The 22825-nt window shown below is 68.1% G+C and carries 20 protein-coding genes; 5 read left to right on the top strand and 15 right to left on the bottom strand.

Annotated features, from left to right (window positions below; all coding sequences use genetic code 11):
* Nucleotides 1-130: 130 nt before the first annotated feature.
* Nucleotides 131-937, top strand: a complete 807-nt coding sequence (locus ACIPV5_RS06745; RefSeq protein WP_053098975.1) for a DeoR/GlpR family DNA-binding transcription regulator — start codon at nucleotides 131-133, stop codon at nucleotides 935-937.
* A gap of 9 nt (nucleotides 938-946) precedes the next feature.
* On the opposite strand, the gene ACIPV5_RS06740 is transcribed toward ACIPV5_RS06745, so the two are convergent.
* The 6 genes from ACIPV5_RS06740 to ACIPV5_RS06715 all read right to left on the bottom strand — a co-directional run bounded on the left by ACIPV5_RS06740 (nucleotide 947) and on the right by ACIPV5_RS06715 (nucleotide 8580).
* The gene (locus ACIPV5_RS06740) at nucleotides 947-1297 is read right to left on the bottom strand and encodes a hypothetical protein (RefSeq protein ID WP_400340447.1); all 351 of its coding nucleotides are present in this window, start codon (nucleotides 1295-1297) and stop codon (nucleotides 947-949) included.
* Nucleotides 1294-1434, bottom strand: a complete 141-nt coding sequence (locus ACIPV5_RS06735) for a hypothetical protein (RefSeq protein ID WP_162253849.1) — start codon at nucleotides 1432-1434, stop codon at nucleotides 1294-1296. Before ACIPV5_RS06735 ends, ACIPV5_RS06740 begins: the two co-directional genes overlap by 4 nt.
* The gene (locus ACIPV5_RS06730; RefSeq protein WP_400340444.1) at nucleotides 1431-1640 is read right to left on the bottom strand and encodes a WXG100 family type VII secretion target; all 210 of its coding nucleotides are present in this window, start codon (nucleotides 1638-1640) and stop codon (nucleotides 1431-1433) included. Before ACIPV5_RS06730 ends, ACIPV5_RS06735 begins: the two co-directional genes overlap by 4 nt.
* 128 nt (nucleotides 1641-1768) lie before the next feature.
* Complete coding sequence (locus tag ACIPV5_RS06725) at nucleotides 1769-6403, bottom strand: ExeM/NucH family extracellular endonuclease (RefSeq protein WP_400340442.1); 4635 nt, start codon at nucleotides 6401-6403, stop codon at nucleotides 1769-1771.
* A 245-nt stretch (nucleotides 6404-6648) separates the two neighbouring features.
* On the bottom strand, nucleotides 6649-7407 hold the full coding sequence (locus ACIPV5_RS06720; RefSeq protein WP_400341248.1) for an SURF1 family protein: 759 nt from the start codon (nucleotides 7405-7407) through the stop codon (nucleotides 6649-6651).
* Nucleotides 7408-7464: 57 nt separating this feature from the next.
* Nucleotides 7465-8580: a GuaB3 family IMP dehydrogenase-related protein gene (locus tag ACIPV5_RS06715; protein ID WP_053098967.1), complete on the bottom strand. Its 1116-nt coding sequence runs from the start codon at nucleotides 8578-8580 to the stop codon at nucleotides 7465-7467.
* A 76-nt stretch (nucleotides 8581-8656) separates the two neighbouring features.
* Between ACIPV5_RS06715 and ACIPV5_RS06710 the strand changes: the two genes are divergently transcribed.
* Nucleotides 8657-9736, top strand: a complete 1080-nt coding sequence (locus tag ACIPV5_RS06710; protein WP_400340440.1) for an FAD-dependent oxidoreductase — start codon at nucleotides 8657-8659, stop codon at nucleotides 9734-9736.
* Between the two features lie 2 nt (nucleotides 9737-9738).
* Here the strand turns inward: ACIPV5_RS06710 and ACIPV5_RS06705 are convergent, their stop codons facing one another.
* The 8 genes from ACIPV5_RS06705 to ACIPV5_RS06670 form a co-directional block, all read right to left on the bottom strand.
* On the bottom strand, nucleotides 9739-11427 hold the full coding sequence (locus tag ACIPV5_RS06705; RefSeq protein WP_400340438.1) for an ABC-F family ATP-binding cassette domain-containing protein: 1689 nt from the start codon (nucleotides 11425-11427) through the stop codon (nucleotides 9739-9741).
* Between the two features lie 65 nt (nucleotides 11428-11492).
* Nucleotides 11493-13277 (bottom strand): cell wall metabolism sensor histidine kinase WalK, encoded by a 1785-nt coding sequence (locus ACIPV5_RS06700; RefSeq protein ID WP_056277283.1) that lies wholly within the window; start codon nucleotides 13275-13277, stop codon nucleotides 11493-11495.
* A complete protein-coding gene (locus ACIPV5_RS06695; RefSeq protein ID WP_053098963.1) occupies nucleotides 13274-13621 on the bottom strand; it encodes a response regulator transcription factor in 348 nt (115 codons plus the stop codon). The genes ACIPV5_RS06700 and ACIPV5_RS06695 overlap by 4 nt, the downstream gene beginning before the upstream one ends.
* Nucleotides 13618-13761 carry a hypothetical protein gene (locus ACIPV5_RS06690; protein ID WP_171821987.1) on the bottom strand — a complete coding sequence of 48 codons (144 nt, stop codon included), beginning with the start codon at nucleotides 13759-13761 and terminating at the stop codon, nucleotides 13618-13620. The genes ACIPV5_RS06695 and ACIPV5_RS06690 overlap by 4 nt, the downstream gene beginning before the upstream one ends.
* Nucleotides 13758-15245, bottom strand: coding sequence for a glycosyltransferase family 2 protein (locus tag ACIPV5_RS06685; RefSeq protein ID WP_400340435.1), 1488 nt, complete (start codon nucleotides 15243-15245; stop codon nucleotides 13758-13760). The genes ACIPV5_RS06690 and ACIPV5_RS06685 overlap by 4 nt, the downstream gene beginning before the upstream one ends.
* Nucleotides 15245-15958: a PHP domain-containing protein gene (locus ACIPV5_RS06680; RefSeq protein WP_072590852.1), complete on the bottom strand. Its 714-nt coding sequence runs from the start codon at nucleotides 15956-15958 to the stop codon at nucleotides 15245-15247. Before ACIPV5_RS06680 ends, ACIPV5_RS06685 begins: the two co-directional genes overlap by 1 nt.
* Entirely contained in the window at nucleotides 15955-16944 is a 990-nt protein-coding gene (locus ACIPV5_RS06675; protein ID WP_400340433.1) for an ATP-grasp domain-containing protein, read from the bottom strand. Before ACIPV5_RS06675 ends, ACIPV5_RS06680 begins: the two co-directional genes overlap by 4 nt.
* Nucleotides 16944-17987: a response regulator gene (locus tag ACIPV5_RS06670; RefSeq protein ID WP_053098960.1), complete on the bottom strand. Its 1044-nt coding sequence runs from the start codon at nucleotides 17985-17987 to the stop codon at nucleotides 16944-16946. The genes ACIPV5_RS06675 and ACIPV5_RS06670 overlap by 1 nt, the downstream gene beginning before the upstream one ends.
* 217 nt (nucleotides 17988-18204) lie before the next feature.
* Between ACIPV5_RS06670 and ACIPV5_RS06665 the strand changes: the two genes are divergently transcribed.
* Complete coding sequence (locus tag ACIPV5_RS06665; protein WP_400340431.1) at nucleotides 18205-18618, top strand: hypothetical protein; 414 nt, start codon at nucleotides 18205-18207, stop codon at nucleotides 18616-18618.
* Nucleotides 18619-18679: 61 nt separating this feature from the next.
* Here the strand turns inward: ACIPV5_RS06665 and guaB are convergent, their stop codons facing one another.
* A complete protein-coding gene (gene guaB, locus ACIPV5_RS06660) occupies nucleotides 18680-20182 on the bottom strand; it encodes an IMP dehydrogenase (protein WP_053098958.1) in 1503 nt (500 codons plus the stop codon).
* A 300-nt stretch (nucleotides 20183-20482) separates the two neighbouring features.
* On the opposite strand from guaB, the gene ACIPV5_RS06655 reads away from it, so the two are divergent.
* Both ACIPV5_RS06655 and ACIPV5_RS06650 read left to right on the top strand, forming a co-directional pair.
* On the top strand, nucleotides 20483-21799 hold the full coding sequence (locus ACIPV5_RS06655) for a branched-chain amino acid ABC transporter permease (protein ID WP_042539449.1): 1317 nt from the start codon (nucleotides 20483-20485) through the stop codon (nucleotides 21797-21799).
* A 5-nt stretch (nucleotides 21800-21804) separates the two neighbouring features.
* Complete coding sequence (locus ACIPV5_RS06650; protein ID WP_053098957.1) at nucleotides 21805-22782, top strand: branched-chain amino acid ABC transporter permease; 978 nt, start codon at nucleotides 21805-21807, stop codon at nucleotides 22780-22782.
* The last annotated feature ends 43 nt before the right edge of the window (nucleotides 22783-22825 follow it).

Genomic DNA, 22825 nt, shown 5'->3' with positions numbered 1-22825 from the left:
GTAACTACAGATTTCACGACTGTACCCGCATTGTCACGGCGAAAACCAAGTTGGTCGCGTGGATACGTCGGATGCCGATCTCTGCCGAAGTCTGCCGGTTTATCTGCGCACCTGTGCTAGAGATGTCTGCATGGAAGCAACTCCGTCGCCCAAGCGTCGACTCCCCGCCGGCCGCAAAGCCGACCTCGCCGCCTACGTCGAACAGGTCGGCGAAGTGACCGTCGGAGGTCTCGCAGAGCACTTCCACGTCTCGATCGACACGATCCGTCGGGACCTCGATCAGCTCGACCGAGAGGGCGTCGTCATCCGCACCCACGGCGGAGCGGTCAGCGCCGAGGGGCAGCTCAAGGACCGGGCGCTCGACGTCCGTCTCCGGCTGCAGACGGAGGAGAAGGAGACGATCGCGCGTCTCGCGGCGGGACTCATCGACGACGGAGCGGTCGTGATGCTCAACGCCGGAACGACGACGCTGGCTCTCGCTCGGGCGCTTCGCAACCATCGCGACCTGACGATCGCCACGAACAACCTGCGGATCCCCGCGGAGATCTCGCCCTCCGCCTTCCGCGACCTCTACGTGTTCGGCGGGGCCGTGCGGGCGATCACCCAGGCCACCACCGGACCCGTCGCGTTCATGATGACCCCGGGCGGCCCGGAAGTGGACATCCGCTGCGATCTGGCACTGATCGCCGTGGGCGCCATCGACGAGGCCGGGTTCTCGACGTCGAACATGGGGGACGCGAACATGATGGCCGAGATGATCCAGCGGGCCGAGCGCACCGCGATCCTCGCCGACTCGTCGAAGTTCGGCCGACGACTGTTCGCTCAGGTCACCACGCTCGACCGAGCCGACTACCTGGTGACGGATTCGTCTCCGGCGCCGGCGTTCGCCGCCGCTCTCGCGCAGGCAGAGGTCGAGGTCATCAGCCCCTCAGCCTGACCGCTCTCGTCATCGGGAGGCGACCGGGCCACCGGGGGTGGGGGGAACAGCCACGATCAGGCGCGACCCGGTGATCGCGGCGGCGACGATCGCCGCCGTGCCGGCGACCGGCAGCAGGGCGAGCGCGAACGCCGCGCTCGGACCGAAGGCGAACGCGAAGACCAGGAACGCCGCCCAGGCGACCACGCCGACTCCGACCCACGTCCACTGCATCCTGGTCGTCGCTGTGCGAAGTGCCGTGGCCGTGATCGGTCGCCCGTGATGGATGACGTTCTCCGTCCATTGGCGACCGTTCCACCACCTCTGGGTGCGTCGATGGACGTCGTACCAGCCCGGTGCAACGGGTCCGCCGCCGCTCATGAGGCGAACGAGGGCTGGGGCCACGAGGGCAGGGCGGTGCACGAGAGAACCCCCGAGAGCACGGATGCGCGAGACTCCGAGTCGCCTCGTCCGATGACAGCGTCGATGCGGGCGGTCAGGTCGTCTGAGGGAGTCATGCGTCGAGACTGTAGGCATGGTCCGCTTGCCACTGGTCGTGCCGACTCTCGTAGGCGTCTGCAGCTTCGCCGTCCCAACCTGCGAGCACCACCTGCGAAGCGCTGTCGAGAGCGGCACCCTCGGCCCGCAGATCGGAAAGCGACCCGAGCAGGACATCGATCATGGTCTGGATCTGGTCGAAATCGACCTCGACTGCTACCCCCATGCCAGCACCATAACATCCCTCCTCCGCGCTGCACGCGGCACCCTGACGAACCACGGGAACGACGAAGGCCGCCGGGATCACTCCCGACGGCCTTCGTGCGTGTCAGGCGGGCGTGCCGCCTATCGAGGTCAGAACCAGCCGGAGATGAGATCCCACAGCCAGTCGATGATGCCGCCGATGATGCCGCCCGCGCGGTTGACGGTGACGGTGGCCGTCGCCTCATCGCCGTCGGCCTGAGCGACCGCGACCGTGTACTTGCCCGGCTGCGTGCTCTTCGGCACCGTGACGGTGGTCGAGAACGTGCCGTCGGCGGTGACCTGAACGGTGCCGACGTCGAGGGCCGCGCCCTTCTTCGGTCGCAGCTGCACGGTCACCGTCTCACCCGGCTGGTAGCCCTCGCCGGTGATCGTGAGCTTCTTGCCCGCTGCCACCTTCGACGAGCCGAGGTCGATCGATCCTGCGAACTCGACCGGCTCCTCCCCCGCGATCGAGAACGGCACCTGCACGGTGGTCCCGGTACCGGCGACGGCGACGGTGAGCAGCTGCTCACCGAAGACACCCGCCGGAACCGTGAAGCCGAGCGACGCGCGCCCTGCCTCATCGGTCGTGTCGACGATCGTGGGATCGACGGCGCTCGCAGCGAGCTGGGTGCCGCCGAGCGACAGGGTCACCTCGCCGGGCGCCTGCTCCCCCGCACTGAACGCCAGCGACGAGAGAGCGACCGTCACCTGGTCGCCGGCGCTGTAGCCGTCGGCATCCGGTGCACTGACCGAGACTCCCACCGCGCGCTGCGCGAGGTCGGGGGTCGCCGTCTTGTTCGCATCGAACCAGTCGACCATCGACTGCAGGTCGATCTTGCCGGTGTCACGCTTGCTCGAGCCCTCCTTGAAGGTGAAGAAGTTGTCTCCACCCCCGGCGAGGAACGAGTTCGCTGCGACCGTGTAGTTCGCCGCAGGGTCGATCGGCGTGCCGTTGAGCGTGATCGACGTGATCCTCGATCCCTGAGCCGCGGCCGGATCGTAGGTGTAGACGAGACCCTCCGATACGCCGAGCTTCAGGAACGGACGGGCCGAGCCTGCCGGCTGCCACTGCTCTTCGAGCACGCCCTTGAGCTGCACGCCGCTCAGCGACAGGGTCACCAGCGTGTTGGCGAACGGCTGCACCGTGGCCGCCTCGCGGTAGGTGACATTGCCGTTCGGGTCGTTGGCGTTCGACGAGGCGTACGTCAGGTTGGCGCGGATGCCTCCCGGGTTCATCAGCGCGATGTCCGCACCGGTGGACCACTTCTGCACGTCGGCGACGAAGTTGCCGATGGTGGACTCCCCACCGCGGTTCTCCGAGCCGTTCGTCTGACGAGCGCGGTTGAAGTCGGCGGTGATGTCTCCGACCTTGACCGCGCCGAGCACGTCGGCCTCAGCCTTCGCCTTCGCGACGATGTCGGCGACCTCCGGGACGGCCGGGTAGAGCGCCTTCCCTGCCGAGGTGAGGGGCTTGATCTCGTTGGTGATCGAGATCAGGTCCTTCGTCTTCGGGTCGACCTGGATGTTCATCAGTCCGAGGTTCTCGCCGTACTGCCCGGCCGAGATGACCGGACGCCCGTCGATCACGTGGTTGTAGGCGAGGTGCGTGTGGGCCGAGACGATCGCGTTCACGTCATCGTCCACGCCGTAGACGATCTCGCCCAGGGGCGAATCCGGCGTGATGCTCGACAGCTCGACGCTCGACGCGCCCTCGTGAACGAGAAGGATGACGACATCCGCTTCGCCGTTGGACGCGTCTCCGTCACGCAGGTCGTCGGCCACGGCGTTCACCGAATCGACGATGCTGCGCACCTCGAGATCCGCGATGCCCTCAGGCGACACGAGCGAGTCGAGGTCTTCGGTGACGGCGCCGACGAAGCCGACGCGCACGCCGTCGAGCTCCTTCACCCAGGCCGGTGCGAGCGCGGGCTCGCCCGTCTCGGTGACGAACACGTTCGACGAGATGTACTCCCAGTCCGCGCGGTCCTGCACGCGGTCGCGCAGGTCCTCCCAGCCCTGGTCGAACTCGTGGTTGCCCGCGGCGCTGACGTCGAGGCCGGCGGCGTTGAGCGCGTCGATCGTCGGGTTGTCATCGTTGATGAAGGAGGTGAACGTCGATGCGCCGATCAGATCGCCGACACCGGCGAAGATCGTGTTCGGGTTCTCGGAACGGAACTGCTGCACGGCTCCGGCGACGACCGCCGCGCCTGCGGCAGCGCCGTCGGCCTCGATGCGACCGTGGAAGTCGTTCATGGTGACGACGTCGATGCTCACCGGCGGGACCTCGGAGGAGACGCCGACGATGATCGGGTCGTGGTCGCTGGAGCGGAACGGTGTTCCCGCCTCGGTGGCGCCGAACGCGTAGCCGCGGTCGCTCCACTCCGGAGAGTTGATGCTCCACACACCCGCGCCCGTGATGGATGCGGCGAGCGACGGCGACGCGAGCACGTGGTCGAGCGAGCCGAGCTCGCCGTCGAACGTGTACGTGTGCTGTTCCGGAGCCTTCTCGCGTGCGACGTCGCTCCACCCCTCGCTCGTGAAGACCTCGATCGGGTCCTCCTTCGCGTAGGCGTTGAAGTCACCGATCAGCAGGATGTCGCTGCTGCCGGTCGTCTCCTCGATCTCGGTGGTGAAGGTCTTGAGCGAGTTCGCCTGCTTCACGCGGTCGGCGTTGAAGAAGCCCTGGCCGTCTGCCGGCTCGGCGCCGCCGCCCTCGGGTGCCGACTTCGACTTGAAGTGGTTCGCCACCACCGTGACGACGCGTCCGTCGATGTCGAACGCCTGCGCGATCGGCTCGCGGGCGTTGCCCCAGACGCTCTCGTCCGTCACGGTCAGGCTGTCGCCGACCGTCTCGACCGCGTCCTTCTTGTAGATGATCGCGCTCGTGATGAAGTCGGTCGTTGCCGAGTCGTTCAGTTCATCGGGAGTGCGGACGTAGTCCCACTCCGCGCTGCCGAGTGCGTCGTTGAGCCCGTCGACCAGATCGGCAAGCGCCTCGTCGAGCGAACCGCCGAGCTTGATCGAGTTCTCGATCTCCATCAGCGACACGATCTCGGCGTCGAGGCCGTTGATCGCCGCGACGATCTTCGACTTCTGGATCTCGAACTGGGCAGCATTCGCCGCGCCTCGTGCGTTCGAGTTCTCGCTCTTCAGCGTGGTGAAGTAGTTGAAGACGTTGAACGACGCCACCTGCACGTCGCCGCCGACTGTCGGGGCGGTGTCCGTGCGAGGGTTCGTGGGCTGGAAGCCGACCTTCAGGTCGGCGGACGACGTGCTGTCGATCGGCACGACCGGCTGAAGACGCCAGTCGTCGAAGCCGTACTGGAGCACGTACCCGTTCTCGCTGAAGTCGACCGTGTCGCCGTTGCGGACGACGAGGTCCTTCGTGAAGTACGGCTGGTCGTTGGGGTGCCCGCTGTTCGAGACCTGGATCGACCACCCGTCGTCGAGCAGGATCCGGTTGGCGCGGTTCGCCGCGGTGATCGCCGCCGCCTCGGCTCCCGGACGCACAAGCTCCGTGCTCTTGACGTTGAGATCCGCCCCGGCGTTCAGCCAGAGGGTTCCGAAGTTGAAGAGCTGGTGGCTGGAAGCCAGGCGATAGGTGCCCGCCGGGGCCACGTACATGTTCTCGTACTGCTCACGGTCGCCGCCGACGGCGGCATCGGGAAGCGGGGTGACCTCGGGAACGCCCACCCCTGCCTGCAGGACCGAGATGCCGGTCAGCGCTGCCGGGTTGATCTGCGTCTGGCCGAAGTACTCGCTGACCGAGCCGGTGACCGAGACGCGATCGCCGATCGCGAGCGTGGGAGCGAGCGCGTTGAGGAAGACGAAGACGCCGTCCGATGCGCCGGGGGTCGCGTCGACCGCGCCGCCGGAGCCCTCGGTCTGGATCACGATGCCCTTGTAGCCGCCGGTCCGATAGTCGGCGGTGACGATGCCCTCGACCGTGACGGTCTGGCCGTTCAGCGGTGAGACGTCGGTCGTTCCCTGGACGTCGGCGATCGACACGTCGGTCGGCTCGGGCTCAGGCTCAGGATCGGGATCGGGGTCGGGAACCGTGCCCGCATTCTGCGGCGTGATGGTGGCCGACAGGCTGAAGTCCGCCTTGTTGTCGTCGGTGTCCTTGCCGCCCGTGCGGTTGAGCGACTTGACGTCGGTGTTGCCCGTGGGAGGAGTCGCGGCGGAGGTCTCGAATGTGTTCGAGGTGCCGTAGCCGAGCACGTCGATGACGCCGTCGACACCCGTGACCGAGCCGGGGGTCAGTGTGACCGCCGCGGTGCCCTCGACCAGCGCGAGAGTGCCGTTCGTTCCGCTCGGGTTGAGGGTGCTGACGACGTCGGCCGTCGGCAGTGCTGCGCCGTTGGCTCCGTTGCTGCCCGCCTGCACGAGATAGTGGCCGCCGGCGGGGATGACGCCGGTCAGCGGCGCGACGCCGTTCGAACCGCCCGTTCCTGTCGCGGATCGATACTGCAGCGAGAGCCCGTCGAGGGTGACGGGTGCCGCCGTGGGGTTGTAGAGCTCGACGAACTTGTTGGTGAACGCCGCCCCGGCACTGCCCCCGGAGAGGTAGGCCTCGTTGATCACCACCCCCGTTCCCGAGACGTCTGCGGAGGCTGGCGCGGCGATCAGGGCGCTGGCGCCCAGTGCGGCGACGCAGGTGGCGGCGAGAACGCCGAGACGCCCCCGACTTCTGCGGTCTGACCCGGGAACCTGATGGTTCGCGGCGTCGGGAGCGGACATCATCTGTGTTGTCTCCTCGGGTGTGTTCTGGCGACGGCTCTCGTGAAACCGGGCGGTGCGGGCTCTCAGCCGACGCACATGTGAGCGAGCATACGGAGGCCCTCCGACAACCTCAACGGAGTTTTCCGATTGGTAACCAACCCCTCACCGAACGTCCGGACCCGACCCTGACGAAGGTGGAATATCGGACCGCGAACCGCTCACATGCGCGCGCAGCGCCGCGCGGATGCGGGTCAGGTCACGCGGAATCAGACGGAGTCGCCGGCGGCGGTCGCTGCGTCCTCGAACTCCTCGACCTCACGCTCCCAGGCGTCCTTGGCGAGTCGATACCAGAGGTAGAAGGCGAACCCGGCGAAGATCGCCCACTCCGCGGCATAGAAGATGTTGAGCCAGTTCACCGGCGACTGCTCCTCGGGTGCAGGCGAGGAGATGTCCGTGAGACCTGCCGTCGCCGTGATCGAGGCGAGGTACGGCCGATACACGTCGAGCTCGTCGACGTCGTGCCAGTGGCTGAGCAGCGCAGCGGTCGACATGCGGTCCATGCGCTGGGGATCGTCCTTCGGCGGCACCGATGGCCCCTCGTCCGAGATCACCCGACCGACGAGGGATACGTCCTCTGCGCTCTCGTCGAGCTTCTCGACGGCCGCCTCGGCGACGGCACGGTCGGCGGTCCAGCCGATCGCGACCGCGATCGACGTGCGCTCCGCGACCCGCAGCTGACCGGTCACCCAGTAGCCCTCGACGCCGTCGTTGAACCGGCTCGACACGATGAGGAAGTCATCGCGGATCCAGGTCCCCGACGTCTCGACCTTCTGCCCGACCAGCGGCTCGGGGAGGTACGCACCCGGCTCGACCACATCGATCAGCGGTCGCACCTGCTCGGTCGCTCCTGCGGGCGGCGGATCGGTCTCGATCGCGCGCTCGAGCTGCCACTGCCCCAGCCACGCGAACACGCCGGCCACCACGAGGCACAGCACGAGCATCCCGATCCAGCGTCCCCGGAGCATGACCTCGCGGAGAGTCGGGGGGAACAGAGCAGCAGAAGTCACGGCGTGGTGCGGGCCTCAGGCCTCGTACGGTGCGAGGACGACCTCGACCCGCTGGAATTCCTTGAGGTCGGAGTATCCGGTGGTGGCCATCGACTTGCGCAGCGCCCCGATGAGGTTCGCCGTGCCGTCGACGACGGGCGCCGGACCGTAGAGGATCTCCTCGAGCGTGCCGATGCCGCCGACCTCGACGCGACGACCGCGCGGGAGCTTGGGGTGATGCGCCTCGGGACCCCAGTGGAAGCCACGACCCGGTGCATCGGTGGCGCGTGCGAGGGCGACGCCGAGCATGACCGCGTCAGCACCCATCGCGAGTGCCTTGACGATGTCACCGGACGTGCCGACGCCACCGTCTGCGATGACGTGCACGTAGCGTCCGCCGGACTCGTCGAGGTAGTCACGGCGGGCTGCGGCCACGTCCGACACGGCCGTGGCCATCGGAGCGTGGATGCCGAGGGTCGCGCGCGTGGTCGACGCCGCTCCCCCGCCGAAGCCGACGAGGACACCGGCCGCACCCGTGCGCATCAGATGCAGGGCCGCGGTGTACGTGGCTGCGCCTCCGACGATGACGGGCACGTCGAGGTCGTAGATGAACTTCTTGAGATTCAGTGGCTCGTCGACGCTCGAGACGTGCTCGGCCGACACGGTGGTGCCGCGGATGACGAACAGGTCGACCCCTGCGGCGGCGACCGTGTCGTAGAACTCCTGCGTGCGCTGCGGCGTCAGCGATCCGGCGACGGTCACTCCGGCTTCACGGATCTCGGCGAGACGCTGCGTGATGAGCGCGGGCTTGATCGGCTCGGAGTAGAGCTGCTGCATGCGCGCCGTCGCCTCTCCCTCACCGAGGGATGCGATCTCCGCAAGGAGGGGCTCGGGGTTCTCGTAACGGGTCCAGAGTCCTTCGAGGTCGAGGACGCCGAGTCCGCCGAGCTGCCCGAGCATGATCGCCGTCTGAGGGCTCACGACGGAGTCCATCGGTGCGCCGAGCACCGGGATCCCGAAGCCGAAGGCGTCGATCGTCCAGGCGGTCGACACGTCCTCCGGGTTGCGGGTGCGCCGCGAGGGCACCACCGCGATGTCGTCGAACGTGTACGCGCGACGCGCACGCTTGCCTCGGCCGAGCTCGATCTCCATGGTCACCACCCCAGACTACCGGGCGTACGCGATGACACCGACGGCTGGGAGACTGAGTGCGAGGTCGGGAGGCAATATGTCGGATTCGGTGGAGGTCGCCGTCGTCGGTGGCGGCGTGATGGGCCTTGCGACCGCGTGGGAGCTCACCCGACGAGGGATGAAGCCCGTCGTCTTCGAGCGCTTCGCCCGTGGCCACCACCAGGGCGCCTCGCACGGCGCTACGCGCAACTTCAACAACGCCTACGACGAGGACCACTATCTCGACCTGCTCGTCCGCGCACGCGCCGGATGGGACGCCCTCGGGCAGGCGGGCGGCGAGCCGCTGCTGCGTCTGCACGGCCTGGTCACCCACGGAGATGTCGACGTCGCCGCGATCGAACGGCGGCTGACCGAGCGCGGCATCCACGCCGAGATGCTGACGGCGCACGAGGCATCGTCGCGATGGTCGGGTATGCGCTTCGGCGACGATGTGCTCTTCTCCCGCGACGCGGGCGTCGCCCGCGCATCCGCCGCGCTGGGCGAGTTCGAGCGACGGATCGTCGCCGCGGGAGGCGAGGTGCGCTGGGAGACCCCCGTGACGCGGATCGACGAGACCGACGACGGCGTCGACATCGTGCTGCCTGGCGCCCTCGTGCGGGCGGACGTCGTCGTCGTCGCGGCCGGCGCCTGGACCGAGCGGATGCTTCCCGGCATCCCGCTGCCGCGCTTGGAGGTCACCGAGGAGTTCCCCGCGCACTTCCGCCCCGCCGCCGACTCGGTATGGCCCTCGTTCAATCATTACGTCGATCCCGGCCGCTACCCGGCGACGGTCTACGGGATGCCGACGCCCGGCGAGGGCGTCAAGGTCGGGTTCCACCGCGTGGGCGACGTCGTCGACCCGGATGCCCGCCCGCACGCGGTGACGCACGCGCAGGCCCTCGCCGACTATGTGGGCGAGTGGATGCCGGGCCTCGACCCGGCATCCGCGGAGCCGATCAGCTGCACCTACACCTCGACCGATGACAGCGCCTTCGTGCTCGACCGATCGGGGCGGATCGTCGTCGGCGCCGGCTTCTCCGGCCACGGCTTCAAGTTCGCCCCTGGCGTGGGCGCGACCCTCGCCGATCTGGCCCTCGATCCCTCCGCTCTCGCGGCGGAGCCGTTCCGACTGCGCTGAACTCAGCGGGCTCGCACCACGCGGCGCTCGTCCCACACGGGGGCATCGGCTTCGTACACCTCGCCGTCGGAGCCGAACACGAGGAACCGGTCGAACGAGCGGGCGAACCAGCGATCATGCGTGACCGCGAGCACGGTCCCCTCGAAACGACGCAGAGCGTCTTCGAGCGCCTCGGCCGACTCGATGTCCAGGTTGTCCGTCGGCTCGTCGAGCAGCAGCAGCGTCGCACCGGAGAGCTCGAGCAGCAGCACCTGGAACCGGGCCTGCTGGCCGCCCGACAGCGATTCGAAGGTCTGCTGCGCCTGCCGCACGAGTCCGTACCGGTCGAGCGCCGAGCTCGCGGCATCCCGCGGCATGCCGGCCCGTCGTTCGTCTCCCCTGTGGAGGATCTCGAGCAGCGTTCTGCCGACGAACTCGGGATGCGCATGCGTCTGCGCGAACAGCCCCGGCACGACGCGCGCTCCCAGCACGGCCTGCCCACGGTGATCGACCGTCGCGAGCTGCTCCCCGGTGGACGTCACGTGACCCAGCGTCGGGTCCGGATCGCTGCCCCCGCGTGCGAGGAGGCGGAGGAAGTGCGACTTCCCCGATCCGTTCGACCCGAGCACGGCGACCCGATCGCCGTACCAGACCTCGGCGTCGAACGGCCTCATCAGCCCGGAGAGCTCGAGCCCGTGTGCGACCACCGCGCGTTTGCCCGTGCGTGACCCCCGCAGCCTCATGTCGAAGTCCTGAGCCGGGGGTCGCTCCTCCGGCGGTCCGGCCTCCTCGAATTTGCGCAGTCGCGTCTGCGCCGCCTGGTACCGCGACGCGAATCCGTCGTTCGCCGACGCCTTCACCTTGAGGTTCGCGACGAGGGTCCGCAGCTTCTCGTGCTGCTCGTCCCACCGGCGGCGCAGCTCGTCGAGTCTGTCCATGCGGTCGCTGCGCGCCTGGTGGTAGGTCGCGAATCCGCCGCCGTGCACCCACGCCGAGGCCCCCGCGCCGCCGGGCTCGAGGGTGATCAGCCGATCGACCGCACGGGCCAGCAGCTCCCGGTCGTGCGATACCAGCAGCACGGTCTTCGGCGTCTGCCTGAGCTGCTCCTCGAGCCAGCGCTTGGTGGGAACGTCCAGATAGTTGTCCGGCTCGTCGAGCAGCAGCACCTCGTCGGGTCCGCGCAGCAGCGCCTCCAGAGCGAGTCGCTTCTGCTCGCCACCCGACAGCGTCGTGAGATCGCGGAAGCGGGCACGCTCGAAGGGCACTCCCAAGGCGGCGACCGTGCACTGGTCCCAGACCGTCTCGTGCTCGTAGCCGCCGGCATCCGCGTACTCCGCGATCGCCGTCGCATACGCCATCTGCGTGTCGTGCTCATCGCGCTCGATCAGCGCGTCCTCCGCAGCCTCGAGAGCCTGCGCCGCCTGCCGGATGCGATGGGGTGCGACCCGCACCAGCAGCTCGTGAACGGTCTGACCGGACTCGCCGTGGCCGACGAACTGGTCCATCACGCCGAGGCCGCCGTCGATCGTCACGACGCCGTCATCGGCGGGCTGGTCGCCTCGGATGATGCGGAGCAGCGTCGTCTTACCGGCCCCGTTGGGCCCGATGAGGGCACTCGTCGACCCGGCTCCGACGCGAAAGGTCGCCTCGTCCAACAGCGGTCTGCCGTCGGGAAGGGTCAGCGAGACCCCCGCAACATCTATGTATCCCACCGTGCGTGTCCGTCCTTCCGCCCGCTTGGCGAGCCGACCAGGCTATCAGCAATCGGGCCGACCGGTCAGCGAGTGCGGCCGACCACCTGGATCGCCTCGGTGCGCGGCGCCGCCGGGAGCAGCATCCGGAACTCGGTGCCGACGCCCTCTCTGCTCGTCACGTCCATCGTGCCGCCGTGGGCGAGCACGATCGCCCGGGTGATCGTGAGGCCCAGCCCGACGCCGGGCACGGCGTTGCGGGTCGCTGTCGACGCGCGGAAGAATCGGGTGAACAGCATGCCCTGCTCGTCTTCGGGGATGCCCACACCGGTGTCGCGCACGGAGAGCTCGACGCCTCCGTCGACGAGACGCACGCCCGCGGTGACCCGCCCGCCCGCAGCGGTGAACTTGATCGCATTCGAGAGCAGGTTGTCGAGGGCCTGTCCGATACGTCCCGAGTCGACCGAGAGCACGACGGGAGTCGCCGGGATCTCGGCCACGATCTCGATGCCCTCGCGCTGCGCATGCGGGCCGGACGATGCGACGGCGCTGCGCACCAGCTCGGTGACGTCGGCGTCTCGGCGCTCGAGCGGGAAGCGGCCCGATTCCACCTGGGCGGTGAACAGCAGGTCCCCGACGAGGTTGAGCAGGCGCTGCGCGTTGCGCTCGATGATGTCGACGAACTCCTGCTGGTCGGTCGTCAGAGGCTGCGCGGGATCGTTCTGCAGCAGGTCGAGGAAGCCGATGATGGCGCTGAGCGGTGTCCGCAGCTCGTGCGAGATCATGCCGACGAACTCGTCCTTCATGCGCGCGACCTCCACCGCCCTGGTCTCGTCGGTGATCACCAGCAGGTAGCCGTGTCGGGAGCCGTCGGAGTCCTGGTACGGAGTGACGGTGACGCGCGCGGGAACCGTCGATCCGCCAACGGTCGCCACGTCGATGTGCGAGTCCACCGGCAGACCGGCGTCGGCATCGTCGAACAGCGCACGCAGGCCGGGGTGGAGCCCGTCGTCAGCGTGGGCGGCGGCCTCGGTCGCGAACGGGGCGAGAGCGTGCGAGGGGAAGAACCGGTCGACCGGAACGGCGGCGAGCGCGTCCGGCACCGCCATGCCGAGCAGGCGCACCGCACCCGGATTCCATGCCGTGATCACCCCGCAGTTGTCGGTGGCGATGACCGCCTGGCCGGTGATGGAGTTCCACAGGCTCGTGAAGGACTCGGAGAGCGCGCGGTACTGCTGCTCGCTCGACTTCAGCTGCTCGAGCATCGCCTCGTTCGCGGCGAGAGCGGCCGTGCGCTCGACGACATGCGCCTCGGCCTGGGCCGTGCGCAGTCTCTGCAGTCGGGAGAGCTCGTTCACGATCGCACCGACGGTGGCGAACACCAGCGGGCCGATGACACCGCGAAGCCAGGCCACGGGGTCTTCCGGCGGATCGATGATGTTCGGCATGAGCAGCGCGATCGATGAGAACACACCGACGATCACGACCTGGCGGCGACCGGGGGCTGCGGCGATCCAGATGACCGGGAGGAGCACGAATGAGGAGAAGAGGGATGCCGGCCCGCCGGTACCCGCCCTGATCGCACCCAATCCGAGGATGTCGATCATCGGAATGAGCATCACGACCCAGCCGTCGTACACCCCGCGCACCGAGAGCACCGCCGCGAGTGCCGTCACCACCGCGATGGTGGCGAGGCCGAAGATCGCGACGCCGGTGTCGGTCACCGGGATGCCGGGGATCGTGAACATGAGGACGGAGGCGACCGCAACGGCGATCGCCGTGGGACCCTGCTTCATCAGCGGCGTCGGATTGTCGAAGTACCGGCGCCAGCTGCGCTCCATCGTCTGCTGGACGGTGCTGGTCGGAGTCATCGTGCCACTTCTCTGAGGAGTGCCCGCAGTTCGGCCCCGATGATCGGCTTGGGCAGTGCCGCGTCGGCGTCGGGGTAGTCGGCGACGTCGAGCACGGAACTCACGATCAGGAAGCACTCCGGGAAGCGGGTCTTGATGAGTCTCGCCAGCTCCGAGCCGCTGATGCCGGGCAGCAGCAGGTCGAGCACGGCGACGACCGGTGAGATCGTCGAGAATGCGGCGATCGCCGATTCGGCGTCCACCGCGGCGAACACGTCGAAGCCCTCGCGGTCGAGATAGCGCTTCAGGAGCGCCGTCTGGTCTGCGCTGTCCTCGACCACGAGGGCCAGCGGCCGCGCGGTCATCGCAGGAACAGCTCTCGCACGATCACGATGACGACGACGATGCCCAGGGCGAGGAGGGCCTGCGGGATCAGGAGCTTCTCCCGACGGGCGTCCGCGGCGATCTCCTCCTCCTCGGCGCTTCTCGAAGGTGCTTCGGTCATGAGTCGACCCGTCCGATCTTCTCGGTCTTGATCCATGCGGCGTCGGCGTGGCGCCACTCTTTGATATAGGAGTCCACCGTGATGGCGCAGAGCAGCGAGCCGTACCCGCAGACGTAGAGCAGCAGCCCGGCGAAGAACCGTCCTACCGGCAGGGGCTCGACGACACGGGCGAGCCAGATCCCGAGCATCGAGATCGGTCCCCAGAGGTAGAAGACGACAGCCCACATCAACCGCGTCTCGTCGGTGAGCGCGAGCCCGAGGTCGTTCAGGCCCGATTCGAACAGCCAGGGGAACAGGGCGATCGCCATCAGGATGAGGGCGCCGAGCCCGGGGAACATCAGCGCCTCACGCCACGACTGTCGGCCGATCCGCCCATCGAGCTGCACGGCGTAGAGCATCGAGAACAGATAGATGCACGCGGCGGCGATCCACATGAATCGGAACACGAACTCGGCGATGTCGCTGTGCAGGACCAGCAGCACGAGCAGCGCGGTGGCTGCGAGGATCATGAAGGCCGGCAGCAGCAGGATGGTGAACCACGCGAGCCCGAAGGCGAAGCTGCCGAGGTTGTGCACTCGGCTCGGGCGGAACCACAGATGCCGGTAGATCGACGTCAGCTGCACATTGCCGCGGGCCCACCGGAGGCGCTGCTTCCACAGACTGTCGATCGTGCGCGGCTCTTCGGCCAAAACGACCGCGTGCGGCTCGAACACCATCCTGCGCCCGGCCAGCTGCCCTTCGAAGGTCGTCATGGTGTCCTCGGCGAGCGTTCCCGTCGGGATCCGGCCGCCGATCGCCTCGAGATTCGCGCGTGAATGCAGCTGCGCACCTCCGGCGAGGCACGCGATCGCTCCCCCGACGTTCTGCGTCCGCCGGGCCGAGAGCTGCCCGATGACGTACTCGATCGCGATGAACCGGGTGAGGTAGTTGCGGTCGCGACTGCCCTCGGCGATATACGCGGTGACGGCGCCGACCTTCTCATCGGCGAGATGCCGGCTCATCTTGCGCAGCGAATCCCGCGCGAAGATCACATCGGCGTCCATGATCAGCACCGCTTCGGTCCACTCGTCCGCGAGCACGATGTCGAGTCCGTGGTTGAGCGTGTGCGCCTTGCCCTCGCCGCCCTTGTCCCGACGCAGATGCACGACCCGTCCGGGGAATGCCGCCGCCTTCGCGGCGACCACCTCGGGGGTGTCATCGGTCGATGCATCGTCGATGACGAAGATGCGCAGGCGGTCGGCCGGGTACTCGAGCTGCATCAGGCGTTCGATCGCCTGGCCGAGCACGAGGCCCTCGTTCCACGCCGGGATCAGCACCGCGACGCGGGGATGGTGCGGTGCCGCCTTGCCGTAGTGGTTGCGGAACGCGTGCACGGGCAGGGCGAGGAACTGCAGCCCGGTGTTGATCACCGGCAGGGTGCCGACCAGCACGCAGAGCAGGAGGATGACGACGACGACGGTCTCGACCCAGTTCAGTTCGGCCATCAGCTCGCCCTCCATCGGTCGAGGATCTCTGTCACGCGCGCGTAGCGTCCGACGTCGGACGCGATGTGGCTGTCCGTGGACGCGACGATCTCGGCGCCGGCGCTGCGCAGCGCGTCGAGCAGGGGGATGCCGGGGCAGCCCCACTTCTCGTTCACCTCGACCTGCGTGTCGGTCTCGGCCGCCGTCGTCGCCCACGCGGTGATGCGATCGGCACCGAGTTCCGCTTCGGAGAGACCGATCTTGGGCAGGATCGAGAAGCAGTGGGCGAGCTGATTGCCGGGGTGACGTCGCATCGCCGCGATCAGTGCTGACACGAGCTGATCGAGCGCGTCCTCGGCGGCCCAGCCGGCGTCGAGCCGTTCGCGGACGGCGCTCGGACCGAGGGGTCCGTCGATTCCGGGGAACTGGTGGTCGGCGATCAGGATGCGATCGATCCCGCTCGGCAGCTCGGGGATGTCCAGTTCTCCCGAGGCATCGAGGATCTTCGCCTCGACTCCCGTCAGTACCGTCAGATCCTCGGGCACGCGCAGCGCCCTCACCGCCGCGAGGTACTCGGGCACCCAGGGCGTCGACTGCCGCACATGGTCGACCAGGCGCACGGTCGTGAGACCGGCAGCGGATGCCGCGGCGACGTTCTCGGCGAGAGTGGAGACCGCGTCATCCGAGAACGTCGAATGCACGTGGTGGTCGCCTCGCAGCAGCGCGTGACTCACAGTTCCTCCTGATGTCCCGCGTGCGCGGAGACGAGGATCTCGTCGACCTCGACGATCACGTCCTCGAGGAAGCGCACCGACGCGATCTCGCGGAAGGCGACCGTCGACGGGATCCCGCGGCCCAGGAACAGGTCGGCGACGAGCGAGGGGATGTCTACTCCCGCGGCGATCGTGAGCGGAAGCGCGCCAGGGAATCGGGGATTCACCTCGAGGAGCACCGCTCGGCCGTCGCGGTCGCGCCGGAGCTGGACGTTGGCGACGCCGACGAGTCCGATCGCCCGGGCGATGGATGCCGCCGCGTTCTCGAGTTCGTCGTCGTGCACCGTGCGCCCCGCGATGGCCACACCGGAGTCGACCCTGGCTCGGGTCCGCGGCACCGCCGCGACGACCGAGCCGGAGGCATCTGCGATCACATCGACCGAGTACTCCTCGCCCGGGAGGAAGTCCTGCACGATGAGTCCTTCGTCCTGCGGCAGCGCTTCGAGCGCCGCCCGGTCGGGGACGAGCCGTACGCCGCGGCTGCCGGCCCCCTGACGAGGCTTGGCGAAGACGGGGAACTCCCAATCGACCGCCAGCGCATCGGGGCCCGCGAGGACAGTACGCGGCGTGAGACCGGTCGACTCGCACCGCTCGGCGAGCAGCAGCTTGTCGAGGGCGATGGAGAGCGTGTCCTGCGAGGGCGCGGCGAGCACAGCCGGAGCCAGCTCCTCGCGCCTGCCGGCGAGCGCGATCAGCTCGACATCGACGGTGGAGATCACGAGATCGAACCGGTCATCCTCGACCATGCGGGCTATCGCCGAGACGAAGTCGTCATCGCGCCCCGGCGGCACGAGACGGCGGTGCGTCGGCGGCACGAGGTAGATGCCACTCGCCCAGCCGTCCATGTCCGCGGCGAAGACCTCGAGGTCTTCACGACGAAGCAGCGAGCGGATGACGGCGACGCCCGCCGGGCCGCCGGCGCCCGTCACCAGTACGCGCGCGCTCATCAGCTCTCCCGTCGTGTGAGTTCGTGGGCGCCGATGAACTCGGCGGTCTCACGGACGACCTCGAGCGGCTCGACCGCCGATCCTCCGCCGAAGCGCGACCAGTAGCGAGCGGTGGCCGTCACGAACTCGGGTTCGAGGTAGTCCCGGGTCGCCGTCTGCGAGCCGAAGCATTCGAGCAGCCGCAGCTTCTGACCGATGTACTGGTCGATGCGGACAAACCGCGTCGGGCGGAAGTCGATCGTCGCCGAGGGGCTCTGGTAGCAGGCGACCGTTCCGACCCGCCGGGTCGCGGCGATCGTCGCCTCGCTCACCGCTCGGTGATCCTGGTGCCGATCGTTCGACGAGTGCGTGTAGACGATCGTCGGCTGGACCTCCTGCACGACCTCCTCGATCAACCGGACCGTGGCTCCGCCGCCGGAGATCTCGGTGTCGATGAGGTCTTTGACGAACAGTCGCGCACCGAGCATCTCCGCCGAGGCGAGCGATTCGTGCTGCCTGCTGTCAGCGTCTCCCCCACGCGCACCGCGCGAGAGGGTGAGGATCGTGATCGAGTCGCCCGCCTGGGAGTGCGCGGCGAGGAGTCCTCCGACGCCGATCTCGACATCGTCGGGGTGCGCGCCGATGGCGAGCACCACCTCTTTGGTGCGGTTGGCCTCGCGGCGCGTGCGGCCCTCCGTCACGAGCCGGGTGACCGCCTCGACGAGCTTCACGTTGTCGAGCGGCTTGGTGAGGAACTCGTCGGCCTGCGCGCGCAGAGCCGAGACGGCGTACTCGACCGAGACGTGCGCGGTCATGACGACCACCGGCAGGAGCGGGTCGTTCCGACGCAGCTGCGCGAGCAGCTCCAGCCCGTCGAGTCCGGGCATCTCGATGTCCGTGACGACCACGTCCGGCGTGAAGGTCTCGAGCCGCGCGACGGCGGACTCGCCATCGTGAGCGACCACGACCTCGCAGCCGGCCCGCCTCTCGAGCACGGTCTTGACGAGCAGGGCGACGTCTGGGTCGTCGTCGACGACGAGGACGCGGGGAGCATCCTGGGGCATATCTGCAGCTCTCAGTGGGGAAGTCCCCCTGCCGGTCAGCGGCCGGCGTGGCACTCCCTGCGCCCTTCGCGCCGGGAGCTCGAGGGGAAGTCGAGCGGGTGTCTCTAAATACTGGCATATCAACAGACCGCCGCGATGGCGGCCACGGCTGCTCCCTCAGTACTCTCGAGGATGAAAGCGGTCTGCGGACGGCCGCCCCTCTCGAAACGGAGCGACCATGACCGACTCGACGCGGCCCGAAGACCCGCAGTACAGCCCTCCCGCGTGGGACGGAGCGCGACCGGCGGATGCCGCCGTGGATCCTGCCGCCTACCCGATGGCCGGCGCGGGACAGCCCACGCCGTACACCTCCCCCGCCGGGCAGGGGCTGGCGGTCGCGGGACTCGTCCTGGCCTTCGTCATCGCTCCGCTCGGACTGATCCTGAGCATCGTCGCCGCCGTCAGGCTCGGCAAGGCCGGGGCACCGCGCGGCCTCGCCATCGCGGGAATCGCGGTCGGCGCCGTCATCAGCGTCATCTGGATCATCGGCATCATCGTGCTCGTGAGCGTCTTCGCGAACCTGTTCTCGATGTGCGCCGACCTCGGTCCGGGCGTGTGGCAGGTCGGCGGAGTCACCTACACCTGCAGCTGAGTTCGCAGCCGAACGAGAAAGGGGCCGGATGCGATCGCATCCGGCCCCTTCTCGATTCGTCTCAGCGCTTGTAGTTCGGCGCCTCGACCACGATCTGCACGTCGTGCGGGTGCGACTCCTTGAGTCCCGCCGCGGTGATGCGCACGAACTTGCCGCGCTGCTTGAGCTCTTCGATGGTGCGGGCTCCGACGTAGAACATCGACTGCCGCAGTCCGCCGACCAGCTGATACGCGACGGCCGACACGGGGCCGCGATACGGCACCTGGCCCTCGATGCCCTCGGGGATCAGCTTGTCGTCGCTGGGCACGTCGGCCTGGAAGTAGCGGTCCTTCGAGTACGAGGTCTGCTTGCCGCGGGTCTGCATGGCCCCGAGGGAGCCCATGCCGCGGTACTGCTTGAACTGCTTGCCCGACTGGAAGACGATCTCGCCCGGCGACTCGTCGGTGCCGGCGAGCAGCGAGCCGAGCATCACGGCGTCAGCACCCGCGACGAGCGCCTTGGCGATGTCGCCGGAGTACTGCAGACCGCCGTCGGCGATCACAGGGACGCCGGCCGGACGTGCGGCGAGCGACGCCTCGTACACGGCCGTGACCTGGGGCACGCCGACGCCGGCGACGACGCGCGTCGTGCAGATGGAGCCTGGCCCCACGCCCACCTTGACCGCGTCGACACCTGCGTCGATGAGCGCCTGAGCGCCCTCGCGGGTGGCGACGTTGCCGCCGATGACGTCGATGTGCGCGAAGCTCTCGTCCGCCTTGAGCCGCGTGACGAGGTCGATCACGCCCTGTGACTGGCCGTTGGCCGTGTCGACGACGAGGACGTCGACTCCGGCGTCGCGCAGCGCCTCTGCGCGCTCCCAGGCATCGCCGAAGAAGCCGATGGCCGCGCCGACACGCAGACGACCCTGGTCGTCCTTCGTGGCGAGCGGGTACTTCTCGCTCTTGTCGAAGTCCTTGATGGTGATGAGACCGGCCAGCTTGCCGTCCTCATCGATGAGCGGCAGCTTCTCGACACGGTGATGCGCGAACAGGGCGATGACCTCGCCGGCGGCGACGCCCACCGGTGCGGTGACGAGACCCTCCGACGTCATGACGTCCTTCACGAAGGTGGTCTGACGCTCGAAGCCCGAGACGAAGCGCATGTCGCGGTTGGTGATGATGCCGACGAGGCGGCCGTCGGGGTCGACGACCGGCAGACCGGAGATGCGGTACTTGGCGCAGAGCGCGTCGACCTCTTCCACGGTCGCGTCGGGCGACGTCGTGATCGGGTCGGTGATCATGCCCGACTCGCTGCGCTTGACGCGGTCGACGTGGGCCGCCTGATCGGCGATGGAGAGGTTGCGGTGCAGGATGCCGATGCCGCCCTCTCGCGCCATCGCGATGGCCATGCGGGACTCGGTGACCGTGTCCATGGCGCTGGAGAGCAGCGGAGTCGCGACCGAGATACGGCGAGTGATCCGCGACGAGGTGTCTGCCTCGCTGGGGATGACGTCGGTGTGCCCGGGAAGGAGCAGCACATCGTCGTACGTGAGTCCGACGAAGCCGAAGGGGTCGTGCTGGTCCATGGATAGTCCTCCTGCGGGCGCGATCTGGGGCGAGGGTGTACCAATTCTAAGTGCGGAGCGGCTGAGGAAATTCCCTGCGCCCGCTGACATCGCGCGCAGGACGCCCCGGGTGACCTATCGGTATTTCGCAACTTCGTGATGGGATCGTTCTCACCGTGAGCAGATCGTGCCTTGGTCGAAACAGAGCCGACACATTACGCTCATACCGTCGTACATCAGGGCCGATGAACAACTCCGTCATGGCCTGTGTACTGGGCTGGAGGTTCTGTGCGTCCGACGATCTCGGCGAATCGAAGCGGAATGCGGTGGGTCATCATCCTGCTCGCGTCGCTCCTCGCCATCGCTTTCCTGTGGTTGCAGCCTCCGGCTGCGGCTTCCGCCGAAGAAACGGACGACGGCCAGGAGATCACAGACTTCTACTTCGCCGGTGTCATCACCTTCGATGACGACCCCGTCGAAGGCGTCGTGATGACGATCGAGGGCGGCGGCTTCGAAGGCGAGACCGAGACCGACGCCGAGGGCAAGTGGCGCCTGTACGTGCCCGAGAAGGACACGTACACGCTCACCGTCGACGAGGAGACCCTCCCCGACGGCGTGATCGTCGATGCGGCGCAGCTGCCCGAGGGCACTCAGCCCATCGCCGGCACGACGGCGTCGTTCGAGGTCGAGTTCGGCCTGACCGGCACGAAGATCCTCAACCTCTTCCTCGGTGAGGGCGAGAGGATGACGACGTCCTTCATCGACCAGCTCCTCTCACGTCTCGTGGGCGGCCTGAACTTCGGTCTGCTGCTGGCGCTCGCCTCCATGGGCGCGGCGCTCATCTACGGCACGACGCGGCTGTCGAACTTCGCTCACGCCGAGATGGTCACGTGGGGCGGCCTGGTCGCCCTCGTGACGACGAGCTTCTGGCATCTGCCGCTGTGGCTCGGCATCATCGCCGCCGTGATCGGAGGCGGTCTCTTCGGCTGGGCCCTGGATGCCGGCATCTGGCGTCCGCTGCGACGACGAGGCCTCGGTGTCGTGCAGCTGATGATCGTCAGCATCGGTCTGTCTCTCGCCCTGCGCTATGCGTTCCAGTACATGATCGGTGGTGGCACGCGCCAGCTCCCCGGGGCCAGCCCCGAGCCGTTCCGGTTCGGTCCGATCTCGCTGTCCTACATCGACCTGATCGGCATCGTGGTCAGCATCGTCGTGATCGTGGGCGTCGCGTTCTTCCTCACCCGCACCCGCATCGGCAAGGCGACCCGCGCCATCTCCGACAACCCGCAGCTCGCCGCAGCATCGGGCATCGACGTCGACAAGGTCGTGCGCTACGTCTGGATCCTGTCCGGCACGCTCGCCGCCATCTCCGGCATCCTCTGGGCCTACTTCCGCCCCGGCGTGAAGTGGGACATGGGCATGCAGATGCTGTTGCTGATCTTCGCCGCCATCACCCTCGGCGGGCTCGGCACGGCGTTCGGTGCGCTCGTCGGCTCCCTCATCGTCGGCATCGCGGTCGAGGTCTCCACCCTCTGGATCCCCTCGGATCTGAAGTATGCGAGCGCCTTGGTCGTGCTCATCGTGATCCTCCTCGTCAGACCGCAGGGCCTGCTGGGACGCAGGGAAAGGTTGGGCTGATCGCCATGGACTTCGGAAGCATCTTCTCGAACACAGCCGTCTATCTGTTCAGCCCCGTCACCCTCGCCTACGCGCTGGCGGCGACCGGTCTGGCCGTGCACTTCGGCTATGCGGGCCTGCTCAACTTCGGCATGGCCGCCTTCATGGCGGTCGGCGGATACGGATACGCGATCTCCGTGCTGACCTTCGGGCTCCCCTGGTGGGTCGGCATGCTCATCGGTCTCCTGGGGGGCGCGTTCTTCGCAGTCCTCCTCGGCATCCCGACGCTGCGGCTCCGTGCCGACTATCTCGCCATCGCGACGATCGCCGCGGGTGAGATCGTACGACTGCTCTTCACCACCCAGATCTTCGACGAGTACACCAACTCGGCCGACGGTCTCGCGCAGTTCAACGGCGGGTTCCGCGACGCCAATCCGTTCCCGCCGGGCACCTACGGCTTCGGACCGTGGACCTACAGCGCGAACGACCTGTGGAACCGGGTGTTCGGACTCATCGTGCTGCTCGTCGCGATCCTGCTGGTCTGGTCGCTCATGCGCAGCCCGTGGGGGCGCGTCCTCAAGGGAATCCGCGAGGATGAGGATGCCGTGCGCTCGCTCGGCAAGAACGTCTTCGCGTACAAGATGCAGGCGCTCGTCGTCGGTGGCGTGATCGGCGCAGCCGGAGGAATCGTCTTCGTCCTCCCCTCGGCTGTCGTGCCGGGCAGCTACACGACCTCGCTCACGTTCTTCCTGTGGACGATCCTGCTGCTGGGCGGCGCGGCCACCGTGTTCGGCCCGACACTCGGGGCCATCCTCTTCTGGGTCGTCTTCGCTTTCATGGCGAACCTGCTCCCGGCGATGGCGCGGTCCGGAATCCTGCCCATGTCCGACAGCCAGGCCTCGACCCTGGTGTTCATCTTCGTCGGCATCGCCCTGATGCTGCTCGTGATCTTCCGACCTCAGGGCATCCTCGGAGACAAGAGGGAGATGACCTTTGTCAAATGAACTGACCCCCGACGAGAGCGCCCAGACGGCGCCCGCGACCGGG

It is taken from the genome of Microbacterium sp. NPDC090014 (assembly GCF_044748285.1).
Classification (GTDB): Bacteria; Actinomycetota; Actinomycetes; order Actinomycetales; family Microbacteriaceae; genus Microbacterium.
This window is presented reverse-complemented; position numbering and strand designations above follow the sequence as displayed.